A 24,499-nucleotide genomic window follows, 5' to 3' on the forward strand; every position below is an offset into this window, starting at 1 on the left:
TTTTGTAAAAAAATAGATAATTATTATAATTTTTATGTTTTTAGTAATATTGTTGGAGTTTCAATTAATAAAAAATATTTTGTAATAAAAGGAATAAATCATGCGTCACTATGAAATAGTTTTTATGATACATCCCGATTGTAACGATCAAATATCTAATATAATTAATCATTGCACAGAAGTAATTTCTAATGTTCAAGGAAAAATTCATCGTATAGAACACTGGGGTAGTCGTCAATTAGCATATTCAATTAAAAAATTAAATAAAGCCTATTATGTGTTGCTGAATATAGAAGTACCTCAAGATACTATGAGAGAATTGAATGATTCTTTTCGTTTTAATGGTTCTATATTACGTAATATGGTTATACGTACTAAATATGCGATAACTGATCCATCTCCTATGATGAAAAAGAAAGAAGAAAATCAAGAGTGTCATGTGGTTACTACATAATAATAATAATAATAATAAAATCATTGAAATATATAAGTGACGAAATTAAGATATGTAATGTATTAGAGTTAAAGTTGTTTTAGGTATTAAATGTATTTAATTGATTATTTATGAGTTTTTAATCATATTATATAATAGTAAAAAATAAAAATATAAAATATAAAATATAAAACATAAAATATATTTATTTTATGTTTGTATTGAAGAAGTATAATATAAAATAATCATAATTGGTTAATTGTGATTTTGTGTAAAATTACATAATAATGAATGGAGTTTTGTTATGGGGACGCGTTTTGTACGTAACCGTAAATTTTGTAGATTTACAGCAGAGAAATGCACTGATATTGATTATAAAGATCTTGTTACAATACAGCATTTTATTATAGAGAGTGGAAAGATTATTCCAAGTAGAATTACTGGAACCAAATCAAAGTATCAAAGACAACTGGCTCGCGCCATCAAGAGAGCGCGTTATTTATCTTTATTACCATATACTGATCGGCATAAATAATTTCTATTTTTGATTGAAATGATATGTTATATCATAAGGGGATATACTATGAAGGTTATTTTACTTAAAAATGTGGACAAACTTGGAAATATGGGATCAGAAGTGACTGTGAGATCAGGTTATGCTCGTAATTTTTTAATACCAAAATCTCAAGCAATATCAGCTACAAAAAAGAATGTTGAAATTTTTAAAACACAACAACTTGAATTACAAGCTAAGGTTATGGAGGTTCGGAATAAAGCTAAATTTTATGCAGAAACAATTAATAAATTGGGTAGTGTTACTATTAGAGCGAAATCAGGTATTGAAGGGAAATTATTTGGTTCCATTGGTGCGCGTGATATCGCAGTTGCGATCACAACGGCATCTGGTTTGAAAATTTCTAAATCTCAGATTAGATTACCTGATAATAGTTTATTGAGAACTGTTGGTACATATAATGTAAAGATTCATATTTATAGTGAAATATTTGCTGAATTAAATGTCATTGTTGTTGATTCAATATCTAAAAATAAATGAATTATAATTAATATTGTTATGGTTTATGGTACGTATTTTCATTTTAAGAATAAATTCAACAAAGGTTCATGTTTTTGTTTTTACTAATAATCGTAGGGTATATTCAGTTATCTAAACTCTAGAGTATAAGTGTAATATTGTATATTTAAATTTGATTAAATTTTTTAATTTGTGTCGTATTTTTATAAGTAATAAAAAACCAGTAGGATGTACATGATAATATTTCATTATGAAATGATTGAAAAAGTGAGTGATATTGCTCGATCAGCCGGAGCAGAAATTATGAAAATTTATAATGGGGATTTTAAATTAAATATGTCCCAGAAGTCAGATAAATCTCCTGTAACTAATGCTGATTTGTTTTCTCATGAGGTTATTGTGTATTTATTGCAAAATTTAACACCCGGAGTTCCGATTTTATCAGAAGAAGATATTACTAGATGGCAAGAATGTAGAGATAAGAGTTGTTTTTGGTTAATTGATCCTTTAGACGGAACTAAAGAATTTTTATTACGTAATGGTGAATTTACTGTAAATATTGCCTTGGTAGAATATGGGCAACCTGTTATGGGAGTGGTGTATGTTCCTGTATATAATATTTTATATGCCGCAGATAATGGAAAAGTATGGAAAGTTAATGTTCGGGGAGAACGTATAAATATTTCAGTACGTACATCTCATTCTCCAATTGTAGTAATAAGTCGTAATCATTGTAATAAGAGTAAATTGCATGATTATTTAATGAAATTAAAAAATTATAAAATCGTCAATATTGGATCGTCATTTAAATTTTGTTTAGTAGCGGAAGGTAGTGCGCAATTTTATCCGAGATTTTCTAGTACTAAAATTTGGGATACAGCTGCTGGACATATTATAGCTAAGTCTGCTGGTGCTGTAATTAGTGATTGGAATGGTAATCCTTTACATTACAAGGATATTGATCAATCTTTTTTAAATCCAGGTTTTCAAGTTTCGTTATACCAATCGTAATCGATTGTGTATTTATATTTTAAATGTTTATGTTTCAACTTACATTAATTATCGTTAATACTTAATTTAACACATGATATTTGTTTGCTTGTAGTATTTATATTATCAAGGAATATTATGAATAATTTGTGTAAAGAATATACAAACATTGATGTTTTTTATATTTTTAATGTTTGTTATTTTTATACTAATAGAAACTTAATATTTTAATTATTTTTTGATATAGTCGCTAATTAAAATTTATAAAGATGAACATACGTAATTTGAGTTTTTGAACTATTAATAATATATTATTGTGTTAAACGTATTGTGTTTTAAAAAAAATTATGTTTATGTATAAAAAATATATAATACATAATATGTAATGTATGTTTTATTTGTATATAATAATATATTATTCATAATATATTGAAATTGTTGTATTTAAAGTTTTTAGTGTATTCAAGGAATGTGCATATGTTTAAGGATTTTAAAGAGCATATTATAGTTATATTACATTTGATAATTTATTTTTTTATACCGTTATTATGTTATGCTAATCTTAGTTTAAGAATAGAGGGTTTAGATGATGAATTAGATTATAACGTGCGTAGAAAATTACATGACTTACATATTAGTACAAAAAATATTATAGATTATTCAGAGTTAAAAAAAAATTTCTGATATAGTTAGATCTGGATTACGTCCATTAGGTTATTATAATCCTACATTATCTTTTTTGTCGTTCAAATCTTTTAATAAAGAGTCTGATGATTTATTAGTTGTTAAAGTTACACCTGGAATACCAGTTATAATTACAGAGGTAAATATTTTTGTACATGGCGACGGTGAAAAAGACTCTGATTACCGAGATATGATAAAAGAAGGTAAATCTTTTGTCGGAAAACAATTAAATCATAATGATTATGAAAAATTTAAAAGTAAACTTTATAATTTAGCTTTATTTAAGGGATATTTTGATGCTAAATTTCAAAAAAGTCAACTTATTGTGATACCTTCTCGTTGTCAGAGTATTTGGAATATAGATTTTGATAGCGGACAACGTTATATTTTTGAAAAAGTTAAGTTTAAAGGCAGTCAAATTAAAGAAGATTATTTAAAGAATATATCTAATATACGTTTAGGAGAATATTATAGTACTAAATCTATAATAGAATTAAATCGTCGACTCTTTTCGACCAATTGGTTTGAATCAATATCGATATTTCCAGATTATATATGTTTTAAACAAAAAAAAAATTAATATTAGATGTTTTGCTCTATCCTCGTCCTAAAAATAGTTTTGAAATTGGATCTGGTTATACTATTGATACAGGTCTTCGAGCTAAAATTATTTGGAAAAAACCGTGGATTAATACATACGGTCATAGTTTAGAAAATAATTTTAGTTTATCTACATTGGAGCAAATTATCGATTTAAGTTATAAAATTCCACTTCTTCATAGTCCATTAGAACAATATTATTTATTACAAGGCGGATTAATACGCGAAGATACACATAATACTCAATCTAGTGTTACTACTATAAATGTAGCTCGGTACTGGAATTACTCCCATAATTGGCAACGTGCAATTCATATGCATTGGCGTTTTAATCATTGCACCCAAAATTATGTCACTAAAAACACAATGTTAATTTATCCTGGGGTAAGTATGTATCGTATTCGGAAACGTGGTGAAGTAATACCATATTGGGGAGATAGTCAGCGTTATTCAGTACATGTTTCTAATAATCGTTGGAAATCAAATATCAATTTTTTGGCTATACAAGCTCAAAATATTTGGATTCGAACATTGTTTGAAAGCCATCGTTTTTTAATCCGTGGAAATTTAAGTTGGATAGAAACTGATGATTTCTTATCTGTTGCTTCAATATTACGATTTTTTTCTAATGTAGATAGTGGTATTCGTGGATATAAATATAAATCTTTATATTTTTATGATAATTCTGAATGTTTTATAAGTTCTGCTATTAAATTGATTACTGGTACGTTTGAATATCAATACAATATAATTAATAAATGGTGGGGAGTGATTTTTATTGATACAGGAGAGATTACTCACAATATTCAATGGAATAATTTTAAATCTAGTATGGGTATAGGAGTTCGTTGGCAGTTGCCGATAGGTACTATAAAGTTAGATGTCGCGACTCCGTTGATATATCGAGGCAAAATAAATCATCAGTTTTTGTATATGTACATTAATGTAGGGCCAGATTTATGATTTTTGTAAAGAAAATCTGTCTGATTTTCTTGTTATGGGTATTAATAATGTGTGGATTTGTTATATTTTTGTTGGGTACCAATACGGGGGCATATATGACTTTTACAGGCGTTACATATATTATTCCTGGATTAACATTTGACGCAGTTTCTGGTAGTTGGGGTAATTTTAGAGTAATACATCTAGTATATCGAACACCTATAGGTATGATTGATATTGATAGGTGTAATATTTCATTAGACCTAAAATCTATATGGCATAAGCAATTGCACGTCGATCGTCTTTGTTTGCAAGATGTTGTTATGAAAATAAAAAATACCGATGTTATAAACAGAAAAAACAAAAGCTACGAAAATATAAAAATAGATAATATCCCTTTTTTCACCTCCTTTCCTGTAATACTGAAAAACGTAGTATTATACAATACCCATATTGTTTCAAAAACCATTTCAGTTGAATTAAAAAAAATAAATGTTAGTTTAATATTTCAGAATAATTCATTAATGGTTTTTCCTATGCATATTAAAGGAGCAATTTTAAAGATTCCTGACATAAATATGTCACGTATAAAAATTAATGTTATAGATATGTATAAATACGGTAATCAATGGAATATAAAGTATATATTAAATTTACTATCCAACAAATTATCAACAGTATTGCCTGTTTGTGATGCTTCTTTAAATGTCACATTCAAAGATGTGAAAGGAGAAAATTTCCATATAATTGATAGTTATCATAATTATTATACGATTAATAATTTTTATTTACAGACTCGTTTATATAATCAATCTGCAAATGTAAAATTGAATATTAGATTACCATATGGATATGTCGATATAATGGGTAACATAATATTCAAAGAATATTACCCAATGAATATAACAGTTACGTATATTTCGTGTAAGTATGATATGAATGGAGATTTTGATAATCTAAGAAAGAAGAACATAGATAATATACACTTAGTTATTACGGGGGAATTGTATAATGAAATATGTTGTCGTTGTGACTTGATAGGTGTTATTTCTGCGGTATATTTGTCATTAAAAATTAATTTAACACAATTTGGTATGCCTATAAGTATATCTATATTTGGTAGAAAGATACCACTTGGTTTTTTGGGAAAGGATGATTATTTAATAGAAGAAATTAATGTTCGTTTTAGCGGTGAGATACAAAATTATCGTATTCGAGTAAGATCACAATTGAGTAGTGTTAATTTTTCATCAGCACATATAGTTATGAATGCTAAAGGAGATCTTAATAGTTGTGTTGTTTCTAAATTAAGGGTAACAATGTTAGATAGATACTTAGATATGCAAGGGATTATTAATTGGGGTAATGTGATTAGTTGGCATAATGTATTTGTATTGAACAAAGTCAATTTTTTTCATGAATGGTTGAAACATCCAATAGAATTATCAGGTAATATTGTGACTCAAGGGCATTTAAGCTCTAATTATTGGGAAATAACAATATCTCATCTGGATATTAATGGACAAATAAAGAGTAACCATATCTTGTGTACGGGTGTATTATATAGTAATTCAATGGGTGCATGGAAAATACCTACTTTTTTAATAAAATGGGGATCTAATGTATTAGAAATTCAAGGAGAATTAAAACAAAATTTTGATTGTAACATTATACTCAAAGTATCAGATTGTAGTGTTGTAGTACCTGGTTTAAGTGGTAGTGTATTTGGAGAGTTTAAATTACGCGGGCCTGTTAGATGTCCTAAATTATCATCTCATGTTGATATGTGTTTTTTATATTGGCATGATAAAAATATTAGTTTTGATAAGGTAATAATGAATAGTGATATTTACTGTAATGATTCTATGAAAAGTAATTTTTTTTTACAAGCAGATAATATAAAACATGGAGATTTATCGTTACGTCAAGTAATTGTAGAAGGACAAGGTAATATAAATCAACATCATTTAAATTTAATAGCTCATGGTGATATATTATCAGGACAAGTGAAATTTGTTGGGGATTTAGATTTATTTCATAAAGTTTGGCGCGGTAAAATTGATAAAACAAGCATTGTTACTCCGATAGGAACATGGAAATTAATGCAGGACATTGTTTTTACTTATCAACATTTAACGCGAAAAATTATTATTAATACGCATTATTGGGATATTTTTAATTGTACAATTCCTATTCCTAATTTTTTAAAAAAAAATGTATTAATTAAATCAGAGGCAGTGTTGAAAAATTTTAATACAGTGCCTATGAGGGTGTTATTGCCAGAATTTATACATATACGTGATGTTCGTTTATATTGTGCAAATTGTTTTTGGATACTAGGAACGCCGTTGCCTCAAGGTACAATCTCATTTTCAGGAACACAGTTAAATATTCAGTCTTCTTTTGAAAAGTTGAAGCCTGTTTTAATTAAAATAAATAATCTAAAAATAACCGCTATGTTCAACCCGACTGTTTTAGACATGGTATGGTCTATAGATATTAAAGATAACGATCAAAGTCATGGGTTATTGAAAATCGCTATATCACATGATACATCTGAAATGGTAGGAAATATACAAGTCAAGGGTATTTCATTAGCATTTTTTTGGGATTTATTGGTATTGTCAAAAGAATCGATGGATGGATTATTAAATTTAAATATTCGTTTCCATAAATACGCACATGATCTAAAAATTTATGGGTCTGCTCAATTACAGCATGTTAATTTTAATAAACCTAATATACCTTTTTTCATGAAACATGGTCAACTATTTATTGGATTTTTTGGAGATCATGCAGTATTAGATGGAACTGTAGATACAGATTATGGGTGTAGATTATATTTAAATGGTGATATTATTAATTTTAATTCTATTCATAATGTACGCGCATCTTTTAAAATACGAGGAAATCAAGTAAATTTTTATATATCTCCAGAGATAAAAGTTAGAATGTCTCCTAACATTACTTGTATGATTACTTCGAAAAACATTTATATGAAAGGTAATATAGAAATTCCTTGGGCTCGTATTGAAATTAAAGAATCTTCAAAGAATATAATAGGAGTGTCTTCTGAAGAGATTTTATTAGATGAGAATATTGAGTCTTTTTTGAACAATTCTAAAAATTTACCTATTTCTATTTCTTGTAATATTGCTGTGTATTTTGGTAATGATGTTAATTTAGATGGATTAGGTTTGCATACTAAATTAAGAGGTAATTTGGAAATTGGATATAATAAGGGTAATGTGGTTTTAACAGGGAATATTGATATGCCTTCTGGTTATTTTCAAATATATGGACATAATTTAATAATAAAAAAAGGACAATTGTTATTTTCTGGCACATTAAATCAACCGTACCTTGATATTGAAGCAATTTGTGGTCCATCTCGTATTAAAGATAACATCATAGTTGGTTTGAGAATTACTGGTATGTTTAATCAGCCGAGAGTAGAGATTTTTTCTAATTCATCATCATTTTCTTCACAAGAAATGACGTATTATTTATTAGGTAATAAAAGTTTAATACTTACTAATGCGGATACTAATATAATTACATCTTTATTAATCGGAGCAAGTGTCAAGAATAGTGAAAAATTTATAAACAAGATAGGTAAAATATTTGGTGTGAGAAACTTAGAGTTAAATGCGCAAGATATTGGTGAAACACCATTGATAGCATTGAGTGGATATATTGCTCCTGGTTTGCAAATTGAATATGGAGTTAGCATTTTTGATTTATTAACAACAATAACCGCGCGTTATTGTTTATGTCCACAACTTTATTTGGAAGTTACATCTGGCAGCAGTCAAGCGTTCGATATATTGTATAAATTCGATTTTTGATTTATATAAAAACAATCACTTAAATATCTATATATATATATTTTGTAAAAATACAAATTAACAGATTATGTATTTTCCGTAAAACGTTTAAAAGCGTTTAAAATTTCTGTTTTAGCAGCTTGAATATTTTCCCAGTTTTTTATTTTTACCCATTTTTCAGAATCTAGACTTTTATAATTTTTAAAAAAATAACTTATTTGGTTACGTAATAAACTTGGCAAGTCATTTATATCTTTTATTAATGAGTATTGTTTTGATATGTTGTGATGGGGTACTGCTATTATTTTGCTATCTTCTCCAGATTCATCTATCATGTTAAGCATACCTATTGGCCGACAATGTATTACACAACCCGATTTTAAGGGATATGGAGTTGGTACTAATACGTCTATTGGGTCTCCATCCAATGATAAGGTATAATTAATATAACCGTAATTACAGGGATAGAACATAGGTGTTAATAAAAATCGATCAACAAATATTGTTCCTGTTTTTTTATCAATTTCATATTTAATTGGATCGGAATTAGCTGGAATTTCAATAATAACATATATATCTTCTGGAACATTTTTACCTGCTGGAACTTGGTTCAAGTGCATTTATATTACCTTATGTGTATAATCATAAAATAAAAATATGATAAAAATATATGTTTTATTTTAACGTATTAATTAATATCATGCCGTATATTATCTTTAATAATATAAAATATACTTATTTTAATGAAACAAAGCATATCAATTTTGACATATAATGACAACTAAAATTTTTTATGTTTTAAGTATTTTATTTTTGATATATATAAATATATTCGTTATTTTATGAAAATAATAATTAATAAATTCTTTGGATTGTAAGAGCAGCTAAACTTGCTAGTGCTTGTCGGTAAGGCGAAAGAGGTAAGACGTTTAGACAAGAGATGGCTTTGTCAATTTTTATTTCAGCGCATTGTCGAGTGTATTCTAATGATCCGTGTTGATGCATTGTATCTAGAATCAGATCTAATAAATGATGGGTATTACCTTTTTTAATGGCTTGACGTATAAATGATGCTTGTTTTGGAGTGCTATGATGGATGGCGTGTAGCAAAGGAAGAGTAGGTTTTCCCTCATTTAGATCATTCCCAACATTTTTTCCAAACGTTTTTTCTGATGCATTATAGTCTAATAAATCGTCGATTAATTGAAAAGCAATTCCTACGTATCGCCCGTAATTACGTAATGCTTTTTCTTGATAGGTATTAGCATTAGCGAGAATAGCAGGTGCTTGGGAAGCTACTTCAAATAAACGGGCAGTTTTGCTGTAAATAGTTTTCATATAATTATCTATAGTTATAGTCGGATTATTGCAATTCATTAATTGTAATATTTCTCCTTGTGCAATTATGTTCACGGCATCTGCCATTAGAGATAATATTCGTAAAGATTTTAATTCTATCATCATTTGAAAGGCTCGTGTATATATAAAATCCCCTACTAACACACTTGCAGCGTTTCCAAAGATTATGTTAGTAGTGAGTTTACCGCGTCTCATCTGTGATTTGTCTACTACATCATCATGCAATAAAGTAGCGGTATGGATAAATTCTATTAACGCAGCAATGGTAACATGTTGTGTTTTTTTGTAGTGTAATGCTCTTGCAGTTAACAAAGTGATCATTGGTCTAATTCGTTTGCCTCCGCTATTGATAATATATTGGATAAGTTCATTTATTAAGGTAACTTCGGATTTTAATCGTGTACGAATTTCTAAATTTACATTTGTCATATCTTGTTTTGTTAACTCAATTATTTGATCAATATTCATTGAAATTATTATAATTAGTAAATATTAAGTGTAGTATAATATGTGTATTATTTATGTATACTAAAATAATTCGTATTAAATTAAATTACAACTATAAACAATATATGTGATAATTTAATAATTATTATGTTGAGAAACGTTCTTCTTTAATGTATAAGAAGATGTATGGAGATAATATCAGATTATAAACAAGAGATGGATTATTATTTATGTACGCAGTTTTTCAGTCCGGTAGTAAGCAATATCGTGTTGTTGAAGGCCAAGTGATTAATATGGAACGAATGGATATTGATGTTGGGGATCAGGTTGAATTTAGTCAAGTGTTGCTGATTAAAGACGATAAATGCCTTATAATAGGCAGTCCTTTTATAAAAAATGGAAAGATTATAGCAAAGGTTATTACCCAAAACCTGAATCGAAAAATAAAAATTATTAAATTTCGTCGTCGTAAACATTTTCGTAAATGTCAAGGACATCGTCAGCATTTTATGAGAATAAAAATAATCAATATTAATAGTTGTGATCTTAATCAATTAGAATAGGGAGTAAAATAAATGGCACATAAAAAAGCTGGAGGTTCTACACGTAATGGACGAGATTCTCATGGTAAGCGCTTAGGGATTAAATGTTTTGGAGGTGAATTTGTATCTTCTGGAACTATTATTGTACGTCAACGTGGTAATACGTTTCATTCGGGGAATTATGTGGGTTGTGGAAGAGATTACACGCTTTTTGCGTTGCGATCTGGAAAGGTTTTATTCGAAAAAAAAGGAGCGTCTCGTCGTAGATTTGTTAGTATAGTTTCTAATGAATAGAACATAAACAAGGTATTAATTGTAATGTGATATATTATATATTTAGAGCGACAAATTGAAATTGTCTAATTTATATAAGTGATGAGAATTAATTACGATAAATTTGCCTTATTGATTTTTTGTGATTATAGTAGCTGATTTATATTGTTATTTTGTCGTGTATTATATGTTTTTGTATGATACTTAAAATAAAAGAAATAGTTTAAATCAAGCACTTGAATGAATATTGATTTAGTATAGAGTATATTGTTGTGTTTTGTATATATAAAATAATTTTAGTATTAATTGAATAAACTCAGATTTTATTAAGTTATATGCGTAATTATTTTGATAGTTTGTGTATGTATTAGATTATATATAAGATTGTATTTGGGTAAGATTCTGATAATTTTTATTATTTTTTAGATTATGTTTTATTTTATTTTAATAAAAATAAAATAAAATGATAGAAATGTTGATTTTTTGTAATAAAAATATGATTAAGTAATGTAAATAAATAATTTATATATAACTTGTTTAAGTAACAGATATTATTTTTATGTCTCAAGATATGAGTTGTGATAGGTGTTTTATGACGTTTGTTGATATAATAAGCATTACAGTAATTGCAGGAGACGGTGGGCGTGGATGTGTTTCTTTTCAAAGAAGAGGAAGAAAAGGTATCCTTTTGAAAAAACCTAATGGCAGTAATGGAGGAGATGGTGGTAATGTTTGGTTGTTAGCGGATTCTAATATAAATACTTTAAATTATTTTTATTCTAATCGTATTTTTAGAGCTGGTCATGGACAGAGTGGTTATGGGCGCGGTTGTACTGGTAAGAATGGTAAGGATATCATTGTGAAAGTTCCATGGGGAACCAGGGTGAGTTGTCAGAAAACAAATAGATTATTAGGAGATATGGGCAGACATAAAAAATGGTTAATGGTAGCTAAGGGAGGACGTCATGGTTTAGGGAATAAGTATTTAAAATCTTTTTTATGTCATAAAACACATTATAATACGTTCGGAAAAATAGGAGAAACCCAACATCTATTATTAGAATTACTTTTGATAGCAGATGTTGGGGTATTTGGATTGCCTAATTCTGGAAAATCTAGTTTTATTCGTATAGTGTCAGCAGCTAAACCAAAAGTAGCAGATTACCCGTTTACTACGTTAGTACCATATTTAGGTGTTGTTCAGGTTAACGCGCATGATAAGTTTGTCATAGCAGATGTTCCTGGTATTATTAAGGGTGCTTCTGATGGGTCGGGATTAGGAATGCGTTTTTTAAGGCATTTAGAACATTGTCGAATTTTATTGCATTTTGTTGATATTGCTCCGTTGGATAATTCCGATCCACTGACAAATATTATAGTTATTAAATATGAATTAGATAACTATAGTAAGGAATTAAGTTCTAAACCTTGTTGGTTAGTGTTTAATAAAATAGATTTGTTAGATGATTATGTTGTGAAAAAGAAGATTGATTATATTATTAATTCTTTACAATGGAAAAGTCATTATTATTCTATATCTTCTACACACAACATAAATATATCGTTGTTGTGCAATGATATTATGAAATTCATTATTCATTGCGCCAAAAGGTGAGATAAGTTTTTATATATATGATAATAGAAGTAGAAAATGTTGATTATTTTTATATTTAAAACAACATATGTAATGTATTATTTGTATTATTAGAGTTTTATTTAGTGATAGTGAATATATTTCTGCGTAATGCGTGAAAAATGTTATTTGTAAAATATGTAAATATATTATAAATGATTTATTTGATTAAAAAATTTTAAAATTAGATATAGTGATCTTTATTTTTTTTAAATTAAAATACATCATATTCGATAAATGATAAAATTCTGTATAGATAGTTGTTTTATTTTTTTTGAAATATATGCAATATGATAAAGGTAAAAAAATGAAGCACATACCCATGACTATACGTGGCGCTGAAAAATTAAGAGAGGAACTAGATTATTTAAAAAATATTCGTCGCCCAGAAATTATAAGAAATATTTCTGAAGCTCGCGAGCATGGTGATTTAAAGGAAAATGCTGAGTATCATGCTGCTCGCGAGCAACAAGGTTTTTGTGAAGGTCGAATTCAAGAAATAGAATTTAAGCTTTCTAATGCGTATGTTATTGATATTACGAAAGTAACTACCAGAAATGGAGTGATTTTTGGTGCTACAGTCGAGATTGAAAATTTGGATACAAAATATAGCAAAACGTATAGAATTGTAGGAGATGATGAAGCAAATCTTAAGGAAAACATGATCTCTATTAATTCTCCTATTGCTAGGGGTTTGATTGGTCATAAAGAAGGAGATATTGTCAGTATTGATACTCCAAAAGGCAAGATAACATACAAAATAGTTCGGATTAAATATTATTGATAATAAATATATTTTAGTGCAATTTTTTGAGAAAAAAAAATTAGTCATAATAGTGATTTAGATTTTTTTTAAGTTTGGTTTTGTTATGTAAATCGTCTTACATGTTAAATCTGATTTATGAGTATATAATTTAGTATTATTGTTAGTGGTTATATTTTTATTTTTGTATGTTTGGGGTGATTGTTGTATCTATTGTAGATATGTTTTTTTGTCTGAGTATGATTTTTAAATCAAGGTATAAACTGAATATATATAGTGAAATATTGGTTGTGTTATTTATGTAAAATTTTTTTGTTTTTTTATTTTTAATAAAATAAAGTTGAAGTAAATATAAATTATTATCATGAATATGAGTTTTATTGATTAAAAATGCACAATTGAGAGTTGTATAAAATAATTTAATATGAAAAATAGAAAGTCTGCTGCATGTTCCTCTGTACGGTGGGTTCAAAAATATTTTAAAGATCGGTATTCAAGAGAAGCGCGAAGACAGAAATTGCGATCACGATCTTGGTTTAAACTTGACGCGATAAATCGCACAGATAAATTGTTTGATACGGGTATGAGAGTAATTGATTTAGGATCGGCGCCTGGAGGCTGGGCACTGTATATAAAGAATAAAATAGGTAATACAGGGTATATCGTCGCGTGTGACGTACTGCCCATGCAAAAAATTTGCGGAGTAAATTTTTTGCAAGGAGATTGTGCTGATTCTAATATTTTGGAAATATTGTATACGTTGACAAGAAAACAAAAGGTTAATGTTGTTTCGTCTGATATGTCTCCTAATATAACTGGTATATCAATAGTTGATGTAAGTCAAACTATATATCTTGGAAACGTAGCGTTAGATATATGTCGAAATGTTTTAATACGCGGAGGTTCTTTTTTAGTAAAAGTGTTTCAGGGTAAGGATTTAGATAAATACTTGTGTGATGTACGCTCTTTATTTAACATAGTGAAAATTCGCAAGCCAGATGCTTCTCGAACTTGTTCTCGTGAAGTTTATATTGTAGCAAAAGAGCATAAGTATAATTAATATGTAGATGTAGACATGTCAAAGTTATTACGAATTTTGTTATAGCGCGAGGTTAATCTTTTGAGTGATATGGCAAAAAACCTGGGTCTCTGGTTGGTAATTGCAATAGTATTAATGTCTTTATTTCAGAGTTTCGGGCCTAACGACTCAAGTAGTCGTAAAGTAGATTATTCTACTTTTATGTATGAATTAAACCAAGATCAAATTAAAGAAGCTCGTATTAATGGTCGTGAAATTATAGTTATAAAAAAGGATAGTAATCGTTATACTACTTATATTCCGGTAAATGATCCTAAGTTACTTGATATTCTTTTAACTAAAAAAGTGAAAGTTGTTGGAGAGCCTCCAGAAGAACCTAGTTTGATTACATCTATTTTTATTTCTTGGTTTCCGATGCTACTATTAATTGGTGTTTGGATCTTTTTTATGCGTCAAATGCAAGGGGGTGGTAAAGGGGCCATGTCTTTTGGAAAAAGTAAAGCACGTATGTTAACGGAAGATCAAATCAAAACTACTTTTGCAGATGTAGCAGGATGTGATGAAGCAAAAGAAGAGGTAAAAGAATTAGTAGATTATTTACGTGAACCCAGTAGATTTCAAAAGTTAGGTGGAAAGATACCAAAAGGGGTATTAATGGTAGGACCGCCTGGTACTGGAAAAACGCTTTTAGCAAAAGCAATTGCTGGAGAGGCAAAAGTTCCGTTTTTTACTATTTCAGGTTCTGATTTTGTAGAAATGTTTGTTGGAGTTGGAGCGTCTCGAGTGAGAGATATGTTTGAACAAGCCAAAAAATCGGCACCGTGTATTATTTTCATAGATGAGATCGACGCTGTTGGCCGTCAAAGAGGAGCGGGATTAGGAGGAGGTCATGATGAACGTGAACAAACTTTGAATCAGATGTTAGTAGAAATGGATGGGTTTGAGGGAAACGAAGGTATTATAGTTATAGCTGCAACTAATCGCCCAGATGTACTTGACCCAGCTTTATTGAGGCCAGGTAGATTTGATCGTCAGGTAGTTGTAGGATTGCCAGACATTAGAGGACGAGAACAAATATTAAAAGTGCATATTCGTTATGTTCCGTTATCATCAGATGTAGATATATTAGTGATAGCTCGAGGAACTCCAGGGTTTTCGGGGGCAGATTTGGCTAATCTTGTGAATGAAGCTGCTTTGTTTGCAGCACGTAGTGATAAACATACAGTATCGATGATAGAATTTGAAAAAGCCAAAGATAAAATTGTAATGGGTGCTGAGCGTCGTTCTTTAGTTATGACGGAAGCTCAGAAAGAATCTACAGCTTATCATGAAGCTGGTCATGCGATAATAGGAAGATTAGTTCCAGAACATGACCCGGTGCATAAAGTAACTATAATTCCTAGGGGACGTGCTTTAGGTGTAACATTTTTTTTACCAGAAGGCGATGCAATTAGTACGAGTCGACAAAAACTGGAGAGTCAAATTTCTACATTATACGGTGGTCGATTAGCTGAAGAAATAATTTATGGACCTAATAAAGTATCTACTGGCGCATCTAATGATATTAAAGTAGCCACTTCTATTGCTAGGAATATGGTAACTCAATGGGGGTTTTCTGAAAAACTTGGTCCGTTATTGTATGCAGAAGAAGAAGGGGAGATTTTTCTTGGTCGTTCAGTAGCTAAAGCAAAGCATATGTCTGATGAAACTGCTCGTATTATTGATCAGGAAATTAAATTTCTTATTGAGAAAAATTATATTCGTGCTCATAAGCTTTTAACAGAAAACGTGGATATTCTTCATTCTATGAAAGATGCGTTGATAAAATATGAAACGATTAATGCATCTCAGATAAATGATTTAATGGCTCGAAAATCAGTCCAGCCTCCGTCTGGATGGAAAAACAATATATCTGATACTACTACTAATAATGATATAGATTCTTGTGTTTCCTCTGAAAAAGAAACTAAATCATCAGACAGTGAATCGTATAGAGATAACCCTGATGCTGCGTCATGATAATGTATGAATATACTATATATATATTTATTTATGTATTAAAAAAATAAAACATTATTTGTTATAATAATAATAATAATAGGTGAGATATTGTTTTCATATTTTATATGAATTAAAGAAGATAGATTATTTTTTTAAGTAGTATTTAGAGATGGTTTTTAGTTTATGAAATTGATTATAAATAATCGTATTTTAGATTTTTCTAAAACTCAAATTATGGGAATTTTAAATGTTACTCCTGATTCTTTTTTTGATGGAGGTAAGTATTACACTTGTTCTAAAGCGGTTGATCATGCGTCTAATATGATAGCGCATGGTGCTAGTTTTATTGATATTGGAGGAGAATCGACGCGACCTGGAGCTGACATTATCAATGATGAAGAGGAAGCAGATCGCATACTTCCTGTAGTTCGTGCGATAATACAGCGTTTTGATATTTTTGTTTCAGTAAATACATCCTCTGCTTTAATAATAAATGAAAGTGTTGCAATGGGTGCTCATTTAATTAATGATGTTCGCTCCCTTACTGCTAAGGGAGCCATTCAAGCTGCGGCATCTTGCAAATTAGCAGTGTGTTTAATGCATATGCAGGGAGAGCCTCAAACAATGCAAAATTCTCCTGTATATTCTAATGTTATAAGTGAAGTAAATGATTATTTTGTCAATCAAATTGCTCGTGTTGAATCATTTGGTATTAGCAGAAATAGATTATTACTTGATCCTGGTTTTGGTTTCGGAAAAAATTTGTCGCACAATTATCAATTATTAGCTAATTTAAAATATTTTAATCATTTTGGTTTACCGTTATTAGTAGGCATGTCACGTAAATCGATGCTTAGTGATAATAGTAGATATGCCCCTAAACAGAGATTAATAGGTAGCGTTACTTGTGCGGTCATTGCAGCTATGCAAGGCGTGCAAATTATTCGCGTTCATGATGTGAAGGAAACAGCAGAGGCTTTGCAAGTAGTGCAGAAGACTTTGTTGTCACAACAACAAAGTAAGGAAAAAAAATAGTATAGTGATGACGCGCCACAAATATTTTGGTACTGATGGTATTAGAGGTAGGGTTGGATATGTTCCAATCACTCCAGATTTTGTTTTAAAACTTGGTTGGGCTGCAGGAAAGGTGTTAAGTGGTTATGGGAGCGGAAAATTTAATCAGGTTATTATTGGTAAAGATACTCGCATTTCTGGATATATGTTAGAATCAGCATTAGAATCAGGTTTAGCTGCCGCTGGTTTGTCTGCAGCGTTAACTGGTCCTATGCCTACTCCAGCTATTGCATATTTAACTCGTACTTTTAGAGCCGAGGCTGGTATTGTTATTTCTGCTTCACATAATCCATTTTATGATAATGGTATTAAATTTTTTTCCGTTGAAGGTACTAAATTAGTTAATGAAGTAGAACGTTCTATAGAAATAGAATTGGATAAATGTTTAACATGTGTTTCTCCAAAAGAATTGGGCAAAGCTAATCGTATTGTTGATGCAGCTGGTCGTTACATAGAGTTTTGTAAGGGAACTTTTCCAGCTCACCTTAGTTTAAGAAAATTGAAAATAATTGTAGATTGTGCTAATGGAGCTACTTATCACATTGCTCCAAGTGTATTTCGTGAGTTAGGAGCTAATGTTTCAACAATCGCGTGTCGTCCAAATGGTGTAAATATTAATAAAGAATGTGGTGCTACAGATATTAGACAATTACGTGCTCAAGTATTAGCAAAAAAAGCTGATTTAGGTATCGCTTACGATGGAGATGGCGATAGAGTAGTGATGGTTGATCATTTTGGAAATAAAGTTGATGGCGATCAAATATTGTATATTATTGCGCGAGAAAAATTATATACAAAACAGTTAATTGGGGGTGTAGTAGGAACTGTTATGAGTAATATGGGGCTCGTCTTAGCATTAAAACAGTTAAATATTCCTTTTGTACGTACAAAAGTGGGTGATCGTTGTGTACTTGCAATGTTAAAAAAAAAGGGTTGGTATATCGGTGGTGAAAACTCAGGGCATGTAATACTTTTGGATAAGACTACTACGGGAGATGGTATCATTGTCGCTCTTCAAGTATTGTCTGCAATGGTGAATAATTGTGTAAGTTTATATGAATTATGTAATAATATTTATTTATTTCCTCAAATACTCATTAATATATATTGTTCTAATATTCAGCGTCCTTTAGAGTCTGATTTAATTAGACAAGAAATTAAGGTGGTACAACAAGAATTATCTGATCAAGGACGTATATTATTACGTCAGTCTGGTACTGAACCATATATTCGTATTATGGTTGAAGGAAAGCATTATGGTAAAATATTATGTTTAGCAAATAGAATGGCTTCTGTGATAAGATCAGAAATAAAGTCAATACAGTAGTAGTAGTAATTAATTTTTAAAGGTTGTTATTTGAATTGTGATTATAGTGTAGGGTGGTTGGTATTGTTTTGTTATAGAGTAAAAACTGTATTATATATAGTATGTACGATAGAGATATCGTGTGGTTGTAATCACATATGTTTATGTAACAAGGACTACAAATATTATGTATAAAACTTTTTTAGTGATATTTTTAATAATAGCAGTTGTTTTAATTATATTAATAATGCTGCAACAGAATAAAGGTAATGAGTCAGGAGGTATATTTAGTAATCGTTCTTTAAGTGATATGTTGAATCCAGGAAATTTTGATGATGGTATAACTCGTTTGATAGTAATTTTAGCTATATTATTTTTTTTGTTTAGTTTATTGTTAGGTAACATGAATAGCAAGCACAATCAACAACAGTATACTCGAAATGGTATACAAGATAGTCGATTGCAAGATAAATTAAATCATTTAAATTTTTAATTGTAGCGGTATTAAAATAATATATTGAATAAAATGTATGTGTATGTAAGAATTATACAGAAATATATAAAGTTAATAAGTAGTAATGTGGTTAAGACTGAAATTTCCAATGGAGCGCACAACAATTATGTTATACGATGGTGTAGTGTTACTTGTGATGTATATGTGACCGAGGTGGTGGAATAGGTAGACACGCTACTTTGAGGTGGTAGTTCTCTGTATTTGAGATTACGGGTTCGAATCCCGTCCTCGGTATTGTTTATGGTATAAATGGTTGCTTTTTTAGCTGTATATGATGTACAATTCCCTTTTCTTGTTAGTTTTTTATTAGTAATACAAAAGCGGGGTGGAGCAGTATGGTAGCTCGTCGGGCTCATAACCCGAAGGTCGTTGGTTCAAATCCGACCCCCGCAACCGAATTAAAGAATTTTTAAATTTGTGTTATTGAATATAGTGATACAAATAATAATAATGATAATAAAATATATTAACGTTTGTTACTGAAATAGTTATTTTTTTTGTGTTTGTCGGTTATTGTTATGATTTCTTTTGAAGGAATGTTGCTAGGTTTATCATAAAGTTTGATTATTTATTTGTTAGATAGATACGTTGTTAGTTGTTTATATAAAAATTTTCAAGATTTATGTCGAATCTATACAACATAGAATAGTTTTGATATGGATTTAATGGCAATATTTAATATTAATATGATAGTGGCTTTATTGAGATTATTAATTGTGGTGATTTTGAGTTTTAAATGAGAATAGTAATGCTAATGCATTGTTATCTACATGCATTACGTGTTTTGTTATTGTGTAACGGCTACTAATATAAATGAGATGTAGGTAGATTTGGACAACTAGATGAATAAAGAGATTCTGGCTATTATAGAGGCAGTTTCTAATGAAAAGGCTGTGCCACAAGAAAAAATTTTTGAGGCTTTAGAAGCGGCTTTAGCTGCTGCCACAAGAAAGAAATATGAACAAGATATTGAAGTGCGTGTTGTGATTGATCGTAAATCAGGGCGTATAAAAACATTTAGAAGATGGATCGTGGTGGAGAAAGTCAACCAACCTACTAGAGAAATTACCTTAGATGCTGCTCGGTTTGAAAATCCAAAAGCTCAAGTTTATGATTATATTGAAGATGTTATTGAATCTATTAGTTTTGATCGTATTACTACTCAGACTGCAAAACAAGTTATTGTTCAAAAGGTGCGCGAAGCTGAGCGAGCGATTATTATAGAACAATTTTTAAGTCGACAAGGTAATATCATTACCGGTATAGTAAAAAAGATTAATAGAGATAGTATTAATATAGATTTAGGAAATAACGCGGAAGGAATGATTAGTAGAGAAGAAATGTTACCGCGTGAAAATTTTAGATTGGGGGATAGAATTCGTGGGATTCTTTATTTGGTGCGGCCAGATTTTAAAGGTCCTCAATTATTTATAAGCCGTGCTCGTACTGAAATGTTGATTGAGTTATTTCGAATTGAAGTACCTGAAATTGGAGAAGAGTTAATTACGATTAAAGCCGCTGCTCGAGATCCTGGTTCACGATCAAAAATAGCTGTTAAAACAAATGATAAACGAATTGATCCGGTAGGGGCATGTGTAGGTATGCGAGGAGCACGTGTTCAAGCTGTTTCTAGTGAGTTAGGAGGAGAACGTGTTGATGTTGTATTATGGGATGATAATCCTGTGCAATTTGTCATTAATGCTATGTCTCCTGCTGATGTAGCGTCTATTGTTATAGATGAAGATAAACATACAATGGATATTTCGGTAGAAGAATCTAATTTAGCTCAGGCTATTGGTCGAAATGGACAAAATATTCGTTTGGTGTCTCAGTTAAGTGGTTGGGAATTAAATATTATGACAGTAGATGAATTAGAAAAAAAACGTCAAATTGAAATGCGTGCCATTATCAATATTTTTGTTAATACTTTAAATATTAGTGAAAAGTCTGCAAAAATTTTGATTGATGCGGGTTTTTCTTCTCTTGAAGAATTAGCTTACGTACCTATAACAGAGTTGTTGTCGATAAAAGAATTTGATAGACAAACAGTAGAGTTACTTAGGGATAAATCGAAAATTGCTTTAAGAAATTTTTCTATGGTTAATAATAAAGATACTAATAATAATCATCATGCTGTTATTAATCCTCTTGAGGGATTGCTAAGGTTATCTAATATTGAATATAAAATAGCATTGAAATTAGTTGAACGTGGTATTTATACATTAGAAGAGTTAGCTGAAAAGGACATTTCAGATCTTTCTGATATTGAGGGATTAACCCAAGAGCAAACTGGAGAATTGATTATGGAAGCTCGTAATATTTGTTGGTTTAAAAATGACAGTAAATAATAATGTTATCAGTAAGTAATAATAATCAAGGGATATCTATAATAGATAGGACCATGTTGTAATTTTGGTGAGAATGAAAATATCAGTAGATAGGTGAATACAACAATGACAATGATTTTAGTATATTGGAGTGTTTAGAGTTAAAATTGGTATTACGATTTAAATACAAAGGTAAATTTTATTTAAGCATATGAATGATAATGGGAATAGCGTGTCTAATAAATTAACATTGCAACGTAAAAAACACAGCACTTTACACATATCTAGCGCTGGAGGTAAAAGTAAGCGAGTACATGTAGAAATAAGAAAAAAGCTTACTTATGTACAATGTACTTTACAAAATGCAGCAGAGCTTGTTGATCTAAAAAACAAGGTGGTATCTGATTTAATTATAGAAGACAAGTCAGCAAATAAAAAAATAGATAATATTGACAATTCGCTATCATCGACGCAAATTTCTAAAAAAGATAATAAGGATTTTGGTGTAGTAAAATGTATAGTAAAAGCACCAGAGCAAATACATCATAAAGAAGTTAGAGGAGGATTGTCGCAAGTACAAGTATCAGATGCAGTGAGCCCGATTAAAAAACAGTCTGAAGATTATTGTTGGGATGTCGCTCTAAATAAAGATACAACACATGCTAAATTAGAGGATCATCATGATGATGTTGATCATAAAAAATTGAATAATGAACGATTAAATCGTTCCCGCGCACGTACCCGATATCGGAGTGGTGGAAAATCAATTAAGCAGCGTAAAAGAAATAATAGTCATCGTTTGTACGAAATCATGCCCGATGAATCCGGTAGAGAGGAAGAGTTTTATATTCAGAATCGTATAAGTAAAAATAAACGTAAACAGAGTGCATTATTACAGAGTTTTAACAAACCGATTAAAACAATTGTTCGTGATATTGTTATTGGTGAAACTATAAGTGTATCTGAACTAGCTAATAAGATGTCAATAAAAAGTTCAAGTGTTATTAAGGTAATGATGCAATTGGGTATAGTGGCGACTATTAATCAAATTATTGATCAAGAAACGGCTCAATTAGTTGTAGAGGAAATGGGTCATAGGGTTCTTTTGCGCCGTACAAACGAATTAGAAGAATTTATTATGAATGATCGTAATGCTGATACGAATTGTATCTCTGTTGAAAATAGAGCCCCAATAGTTACTATTATGGGTCATGTAGATCATGGTAAAACTTCTTTGCTTGATCGGATTCGTTCAACTAAAATAGCTTCTTCTGAAGTAGGTGGCATTACTCAAAGTATAGGAGCATATCACGTAAGAACTGATAACGGTGTGATTACTTTTCTAGATACTCCTGGTCATTCGGCGTTTACAGCAATGCGTGCTCGTGGAGCACAAGTAACGGATATTGTAGTATTAGTGGTAGCTGCTGATGATGGGGTTATGCCTCAAACTATTGAAGCAATACAACATGTGAAGGTTGCTAATGTTCCTGTAGTGGTAGCAATAAATAAAATTGACAAATCAGATGCTGATCCTGAAAGAATAAAGAGTGATCTTAATAATCATGGTTTTGTTCCAGAAGAGTGGGGTGGCGATACACAATTTGTAAATGTTTCTGCTACTTCAGGAGAAGGAATAGATAATTTGCTTGATGCTATTCTATTACAATCAGAAATGTTAGAATTAAAAGTAGCACGTCATGGTATGGCAAGTGCTATAGTTATTGAATCATTTGTAGATAAAAGACGAGGTCCTGTAGTTTCTATTTTAGTTCGGGAAGGTACACTAAAGTGTGGTGATATTGTTTTGTGCGGTACAGCATATGGACGTGTGCGTGCTATGCGTAATGAGTTAGGTCGTGATATTACTTCAGCTGGTCCGTCAATTCCGGTGGAATTATTGGGTTTGTCAGAAGCGCCTGATTCTGGAGAAATAGCAATTGTGGTTCGTGATGAAAAAAAAGCACGGGAAGTAGCGTTATATAGGCAAGGAAAATTTCGTGAAGTAAAATTAGCGCGTCAAAAAGAGTCTAATATAGAAAATATTTTTGCTAATATTAAAAATATTGATTCGGTTCCTGAATTAAATTTAATTATTAAAGCTGATACACAAGGTTCTTCTGAAGCCATTCGTGAATCTTTAGAAAATTTGTCAACTGATAACATAACGATAAAAATTTTGTATTCGTCAATTGGTGGTATTACCGAAACTGATGCTGCGTTAGCAACAGCTTCTAATGCAATGATTTTAGGATTTAATGTTAGAGCAGATTCTTCTGCTCAACGTCTTATTGAAACAGATCGATTAGATGTGCGTTATTATTCGGTGATTTATGATTTGATAAATGAAGTTAAACAAGCTATGCACGGTATGTTAGCGCCGCAATATAAACATGAAATTGTTGGTTTAGCAGAAGTAAGAAATGTATTTCGTTCTCCAAAATACGGAAATATTGCTGGTTGTATAGTTACTGAAGGGATAGTAAAGCGTCATAAAAAAATCAGAGTTATACGGAATAATGTAGTTATTTATGAAAGTGAATTAGAATCTTTACGTCGTTTTAAAAGTGATGTTAACGAAGTAAGAAACGGTATAGAATGTGGTATTGGTATAAAAAATTATAGTGATATTCACTCTGGAGACATAATTGAGGTATTTGATATCATAAAAGTACCTTATGTATAATTTTAGTATAAATAACAATTAATTAT

Annotated in this window: 20 protein-coding genes, 2 tRNA genes and 1 pseudogene; 21 read left to right on the forward strand and 2 right to left on the reverse strand. The window is 30.0% G+C overall.

The window, feature by feature from the left end:
- Positions 1–100 precede the first annotated feature (100 nt).
- The 8 genes from rpsF to tamB all read left to right on the forward strand — a co-directional run bounded on the left by rpsF (position 101) and on the right by tamB (position 8,530).
- Positions 101–454: a 30S ribosomal protein S6 gene (rpsF, locus tag Bsayi582_RS00430; RefSeq protein ID WP_500815853.1), complete on the forward strand. Its 354-nt coding sequence runs from the start codon at positions 101–103 to the stop codon at positions 452–454.
- A 283-nt stretch (positions 455–737) separates the two neighbouring features.
- Entirely contained in the window at positions 738–968 is a 231-nt protein-coding gene (rpsR, locus tag Bsayi582_RS00435) for a 30S ribosomal protein S18 (protein ID WP_500815854.1), read from the forward strand.
- Positions 969–1,016: 48 nt separating this feature from the next.
- Positions 1,017–1,487, forward strand: a complete 471-nt coding sequence (gene rplI / locus Bsayi582_RS00440; protein WP_500815855.1) for a 50S ribosomal protein L9 — start codon at positions 1,017–1,019, stop codon at positions 1,485–1,487.
- 234 nt (positions 1,488–1,721) lie between these two features.
- Entirely contained in the window at positions 1,722–2,477 is a 756-nt protein-coding gene (gene cysQ / locus Bsayi582_RS00445) for a 3'(2'),5'-bisphosphate nucleotidase CysQ (RefSeq protein WP_500816074.1), read from the forward strand.
- A gap of 456 nt (positions 2,478–2,933) precedes the next feature.
- A complete protein-coding gene (locus Bsayi582_RS00450; protein ID WP_500815856.1) occupies positions 2,934–3,140 on the forward strand; it encodes a hypothetical protein in 207 nt (68 codons plus the stop codon).
- Positions 3,141–3,195: 55 nt separating this feature from the next.
- Entirely contained in the window at positions 3,196–3,720 is a 525-nt protein-coding gene (locus Bsayi582_RS00455) for a POTRA domain-containing protein (RefSeq protein WP_500815857.1), read from the forward strand.
- A gap of 11 nt (positions 3,721–3,731) precedes the next feature.
- Positions 3,732–4,703, forward strand: coding sequence for an autotransporter assembly complex protein TamA (locus Bsayi582_RS00460; protein ID WP_500815858.1), 972 nt, complete (start codon positions 3,732–3,734; stop codon positions 4,701–4,703).
- Complete coding sequence (tamB, locus tag Bsayi582_RS00465) at positions 4,700–8,530, forward strand: autotransporter assembly complex protein TamB (RefSeq protein ID WP_500815859.1); 3,831 nt, start codon at positions 4,700–4,702, stop codon at positions 8,528–8,530. Before Bsayi582_RS00460 ends, tamB begins: the two co-directional genes overlap by 4 nt.
- A 65-nt stretch (positions 8,531–8,595) precedes the next feature.
- Here the strand turns inward: tamB and ppa are convergent, their stop codons facing one another.
- A complete protein-coding gene (gene ppa, locus Bsayi582_RS00470; protein WP_500815860.1) occupies positions 8,596–9,129 on the reverse strand; it encodes an inorganic diphosphatase in 534 nt (177 codons plus the stop codon).
- A gap of 235 nt (positions 9,130–9,364) precedes the next feature.
- Positions 9,365–10,336: an octaprenyl diphosphate synthase gene (gene ispB / locus Bsayi582_RS00475; RefSeq protein WP_500815861.1), complete on the reverse strand. Its 972-nt coding sequence runs from the start codon at positions 10,334–10,336 to the stop codon at positions 9,365–9,367.
- 209 nt (positions 10,337–10,545) lie between these two features.
- On the opposite strand from ispB, the gene rplU reads away from it, so the two are divergent.
- The 13 genes and pseudogenes from rplU to infB form a co-directional block, all read left to right on the forward strand.
- Positions 10,546–10,878, forward strand: a complete 333-nt coding sequence (rplU, locus tag Bsayi582_RS00480; RefSeq protein WP_500815862.1) for a 50S ribosomal protein L21 — start codon at positions 10,546–10,548, stop codon at positions 10,876–10,878.
- A gap of 12 nt (positions 10,879–10,890) precedes the next feature.
- Positions 10,891–11,151, forward strand: a complete 261-nt coding sequence (rpmA, locus tag Bsayi582_RS00485; protein ID WP_500815863.1) for a 50S ribosomal protein L27 — start codon at positions 10,891–10,893, stop codon at positions 11,149–11,151.
- A 571-nt stretch (positions 11,152–11,722) separates the two neighbouring features.
- Positions 11,723–12,745, forward strand: a complete 1,023-nt coding sequence (cgtA, locus tag Bsayi582_RS00490; RefSeq protein ID WP_500815864.1) for an Obg family GTPase CgtA — start codon at positions 11,723–11,725, stop codon at positions 12,743–12,745.
- 325 nt (positions 12,746–13,070) lie between these two features.
- A complete protein-coding gene (gene greA, locus Bsayi582_RS00495) occupies positions 13,071–13,547 on the forward strand; it encodes a transcription elongation factor GreA (protein ID WP_500816075.1) in 477 nt (158 codons plus the stop codon).
- Positions 13,548–13,950: 403 nt separating this feature from the next.
- Positions 13,951–14,586, forward strand: coding sequence for a 23S rRNA (uridine(2552)-2'-O)-methyltransferase RlmE (gene rlmE / locus Bsayi582_RS00500; protein ID WP_500815865.1), 636 nt, complete (start codon positions 13,951–13,953; stop codon positions 14,584–14,586).
- Between the two features lie 60 nt (positions 14,587–14,646).
- Positions 14,647–16,584 (forward strand): ATP-dependent zinc metalloprotease FtsH, encoded by a 1,938-nt coding sequence (ftsH, locus tag Bsayi582_RS00505; protein ID WP_500815866.1) that lies wholly within the window; start codon positions 14,647–14,649, stop codon positions 16,582–16,584.
- 165 nt (positions 16,585–16,749) lie between these two features.
- Positions 16,750–17,601: a dihydropteroate synthase gene (folP, locus tag Bsayi582_RS00510; RefSeq protein ID WP_500815867.1), complete on the forward strand. Its 852-nt coding sequence runs from the start codon at positions 16,750–16,752 to the stop codon at positions 17,599–17,601.
- Between the two features lie 7 nt (positions 17,602–17,608).
- On the forward strand, positions 17,609–18,967 hold the full coding sequence (gene glmM / locus Bsayi582_RS00515; RefSeq protein ID WP_500815868.1) for a phosphoglucosamine mutase: 1,359 nt from the start codon (positions 17,609–17,611) through the stop codon (positions 18,965–18,967).
- 166 nt (positions 18,968–19,133) lie between these two features.
- Positions 19,134–19,439: a preprotein translocase subunit SecG gene (secG, locus tag Bsayi582_RS00520; RefSeq protein ID WP_500815869.1), complete on the forward strand. Its 306-nt coding sequence runs from the start codon at positions 19,134–19,136 to the stop codon at positions 19,437–19,439.
- Between the two features lie 168 nt (positions 19,440–19,607).
- Positions 19,608–19,694 (forward strand) — tRNA-Leu (locus tag Bsayi582_RS00525).
- Positions 19,695–19,779: 85 nt separating this feature from the next.
- A tRNA-Met gene (locus Bsayi582_RS00530) sits at positions 19,780–19,853 on the forward strand.
- A gap of 449 nt (positions 19,854–20,302) precedes the next feature.
- The gene (nusA, locus tag Bsayi582_RS00535) at positions 20,303–21,808 is read left to right on the forward strand and encodes a transcription termination factor NusA (RefSeq protein WP_500815870.1); all 1,506 of its coding nucleotides are present in this window, start codon (positions 20,303–20,305) and stop codon (positions 21,806–21,808) included.
- Between the two features lie 214 nt (positions 21,809–22,022).
- Positions 22,023–24,473, forward strand: a pseudogene (gene infB / locus Bsayi582_RS00540) (translation initiation factor IF-2); the annotation flags it as partial.
- Positions 24,474–24,499: the final 26 nt, after the last annotated feature.

This window comes from Candidatus Blochmannia sayi (nom. nud.) (assembly GCF_059935855.1).

What these genes read in the sequence shown, in the direction of transcription:
- rpsF (WP_500815853.1), top strand. Translation starts at nt 101, where the DNA reads ATGCGTCACTATGAAATAGTTTTTATGATACATCCCGATTGTAACGAT.
- rpsR (WP_500815854.1), top strand. Translation starts at nt 738, where the DNA reads ATGGGGACGCGTTTTGTACGTAACCGTAAATTTTGTAGATTTACAGCA.
- rplI (WP_500815855.1), top strand. Translation starts at nt 1,017, where the DNA reads ATGAAGGTTATTTTACTTAAAAATGTGGACAAACTTGGAAATATGGGA.
- cysQ (WP_500816074.1), top strand. Translation starts at nt 1,722, where the DNA reads ATGATTGAAAAAGTGAGTGATATTGCTCGATCAGCCGGAGCAGAAATT.
- Bsayi582_RS00450 (WP_500815856.1), top strand. Translation starts at nt 2,934, where the DNA reads ATGTTTAAGGATTTTAAAGAGCATATTATAGTTATATTACATTTGATA.
- tamB (WP_500815859.1), top strand. Translation starts at nt 4,700, where the DNA reads ATGATTTTTGTAAAGAAAATCTGTCTGATTTTCTTGTTATGGGTATTA.
- ppa (WP_500815860.1), bottom strand. Translation starts at nt 9,129, where the DNA reads ATGCACTTGAACCAAGTTCCAGCAGGTAAAAATGTTCCAGAAGATATA.
- ispB (WP_500815861.1), bottom strand. Translation starts at nt 10,336, where the DNA reads ATGAATATTGATCAAATAATTGAGTTAACAAAACAAGATATGACAAAT.
- rplU (WP_500815862.1), top strand. Translation starts at nt 10,546, where the DNA reads ATGTACGCAGTTTTTCAGTCCGGTAGTAAGCAATATCGTGTTGTTGAA.
- rpmA (WP_500815863.1), top strand. Translation starts at nt 10,891, where the DNA reads ATGGCACATAAAAAAGCTGGAGGTTCTACACGTAATGGACGAGATTCT.
- cgtA (WP_500815864.1), top strand. Translation starts at nt 11,723, where the DNA reads ATGACGTTTGTTGATATAATAAGCATTACAGTAATTGCAGGAGACGGT.
- greA (WP_500816075.1), top strand. Translation starts at nt 13,071, where the DNA reads ATGAAGCACATACCCATGACTATACGTGGCGCTGAAAAATTAAGAGAG.
- rlmE (WP_500815865.1), top strand. Translation starts at nt 13,951, where the DNA reads ATGAAAAATAGAAAGTCTGCTGCATGTTCCTCTGTACGGTGGGTTCAA.
- folP (WP_500815867.1), top strand. Translation starts at nt 16,750, where the DNA reads ATGAAATTGATTATAAATAATCGTATTTTAGATTTTTCTAAAACTCAA.
- glmM (WP_500815868.1), top strand. Translation starts at nt 17,609, where the DNA reads ATGACGCGCCACAAATATTTTGGTACTGATGGTATTAGAGGTAGGGTT.
- secG (WP_500815869.1), top strand. Translation starts at nt 19,134, where the DNA reads ATGTATAAAACTTTTTTAGTGATATTTTTAATAATAGCAGTTGTTTTA.
- nusA (WP_500815870.1), top strand. Translation starts at nt 20,303, where the DNA reads ATGAATAAAGAGATTCTGGCTATTATAGAGGCAGTTTCTAATGAAAAG.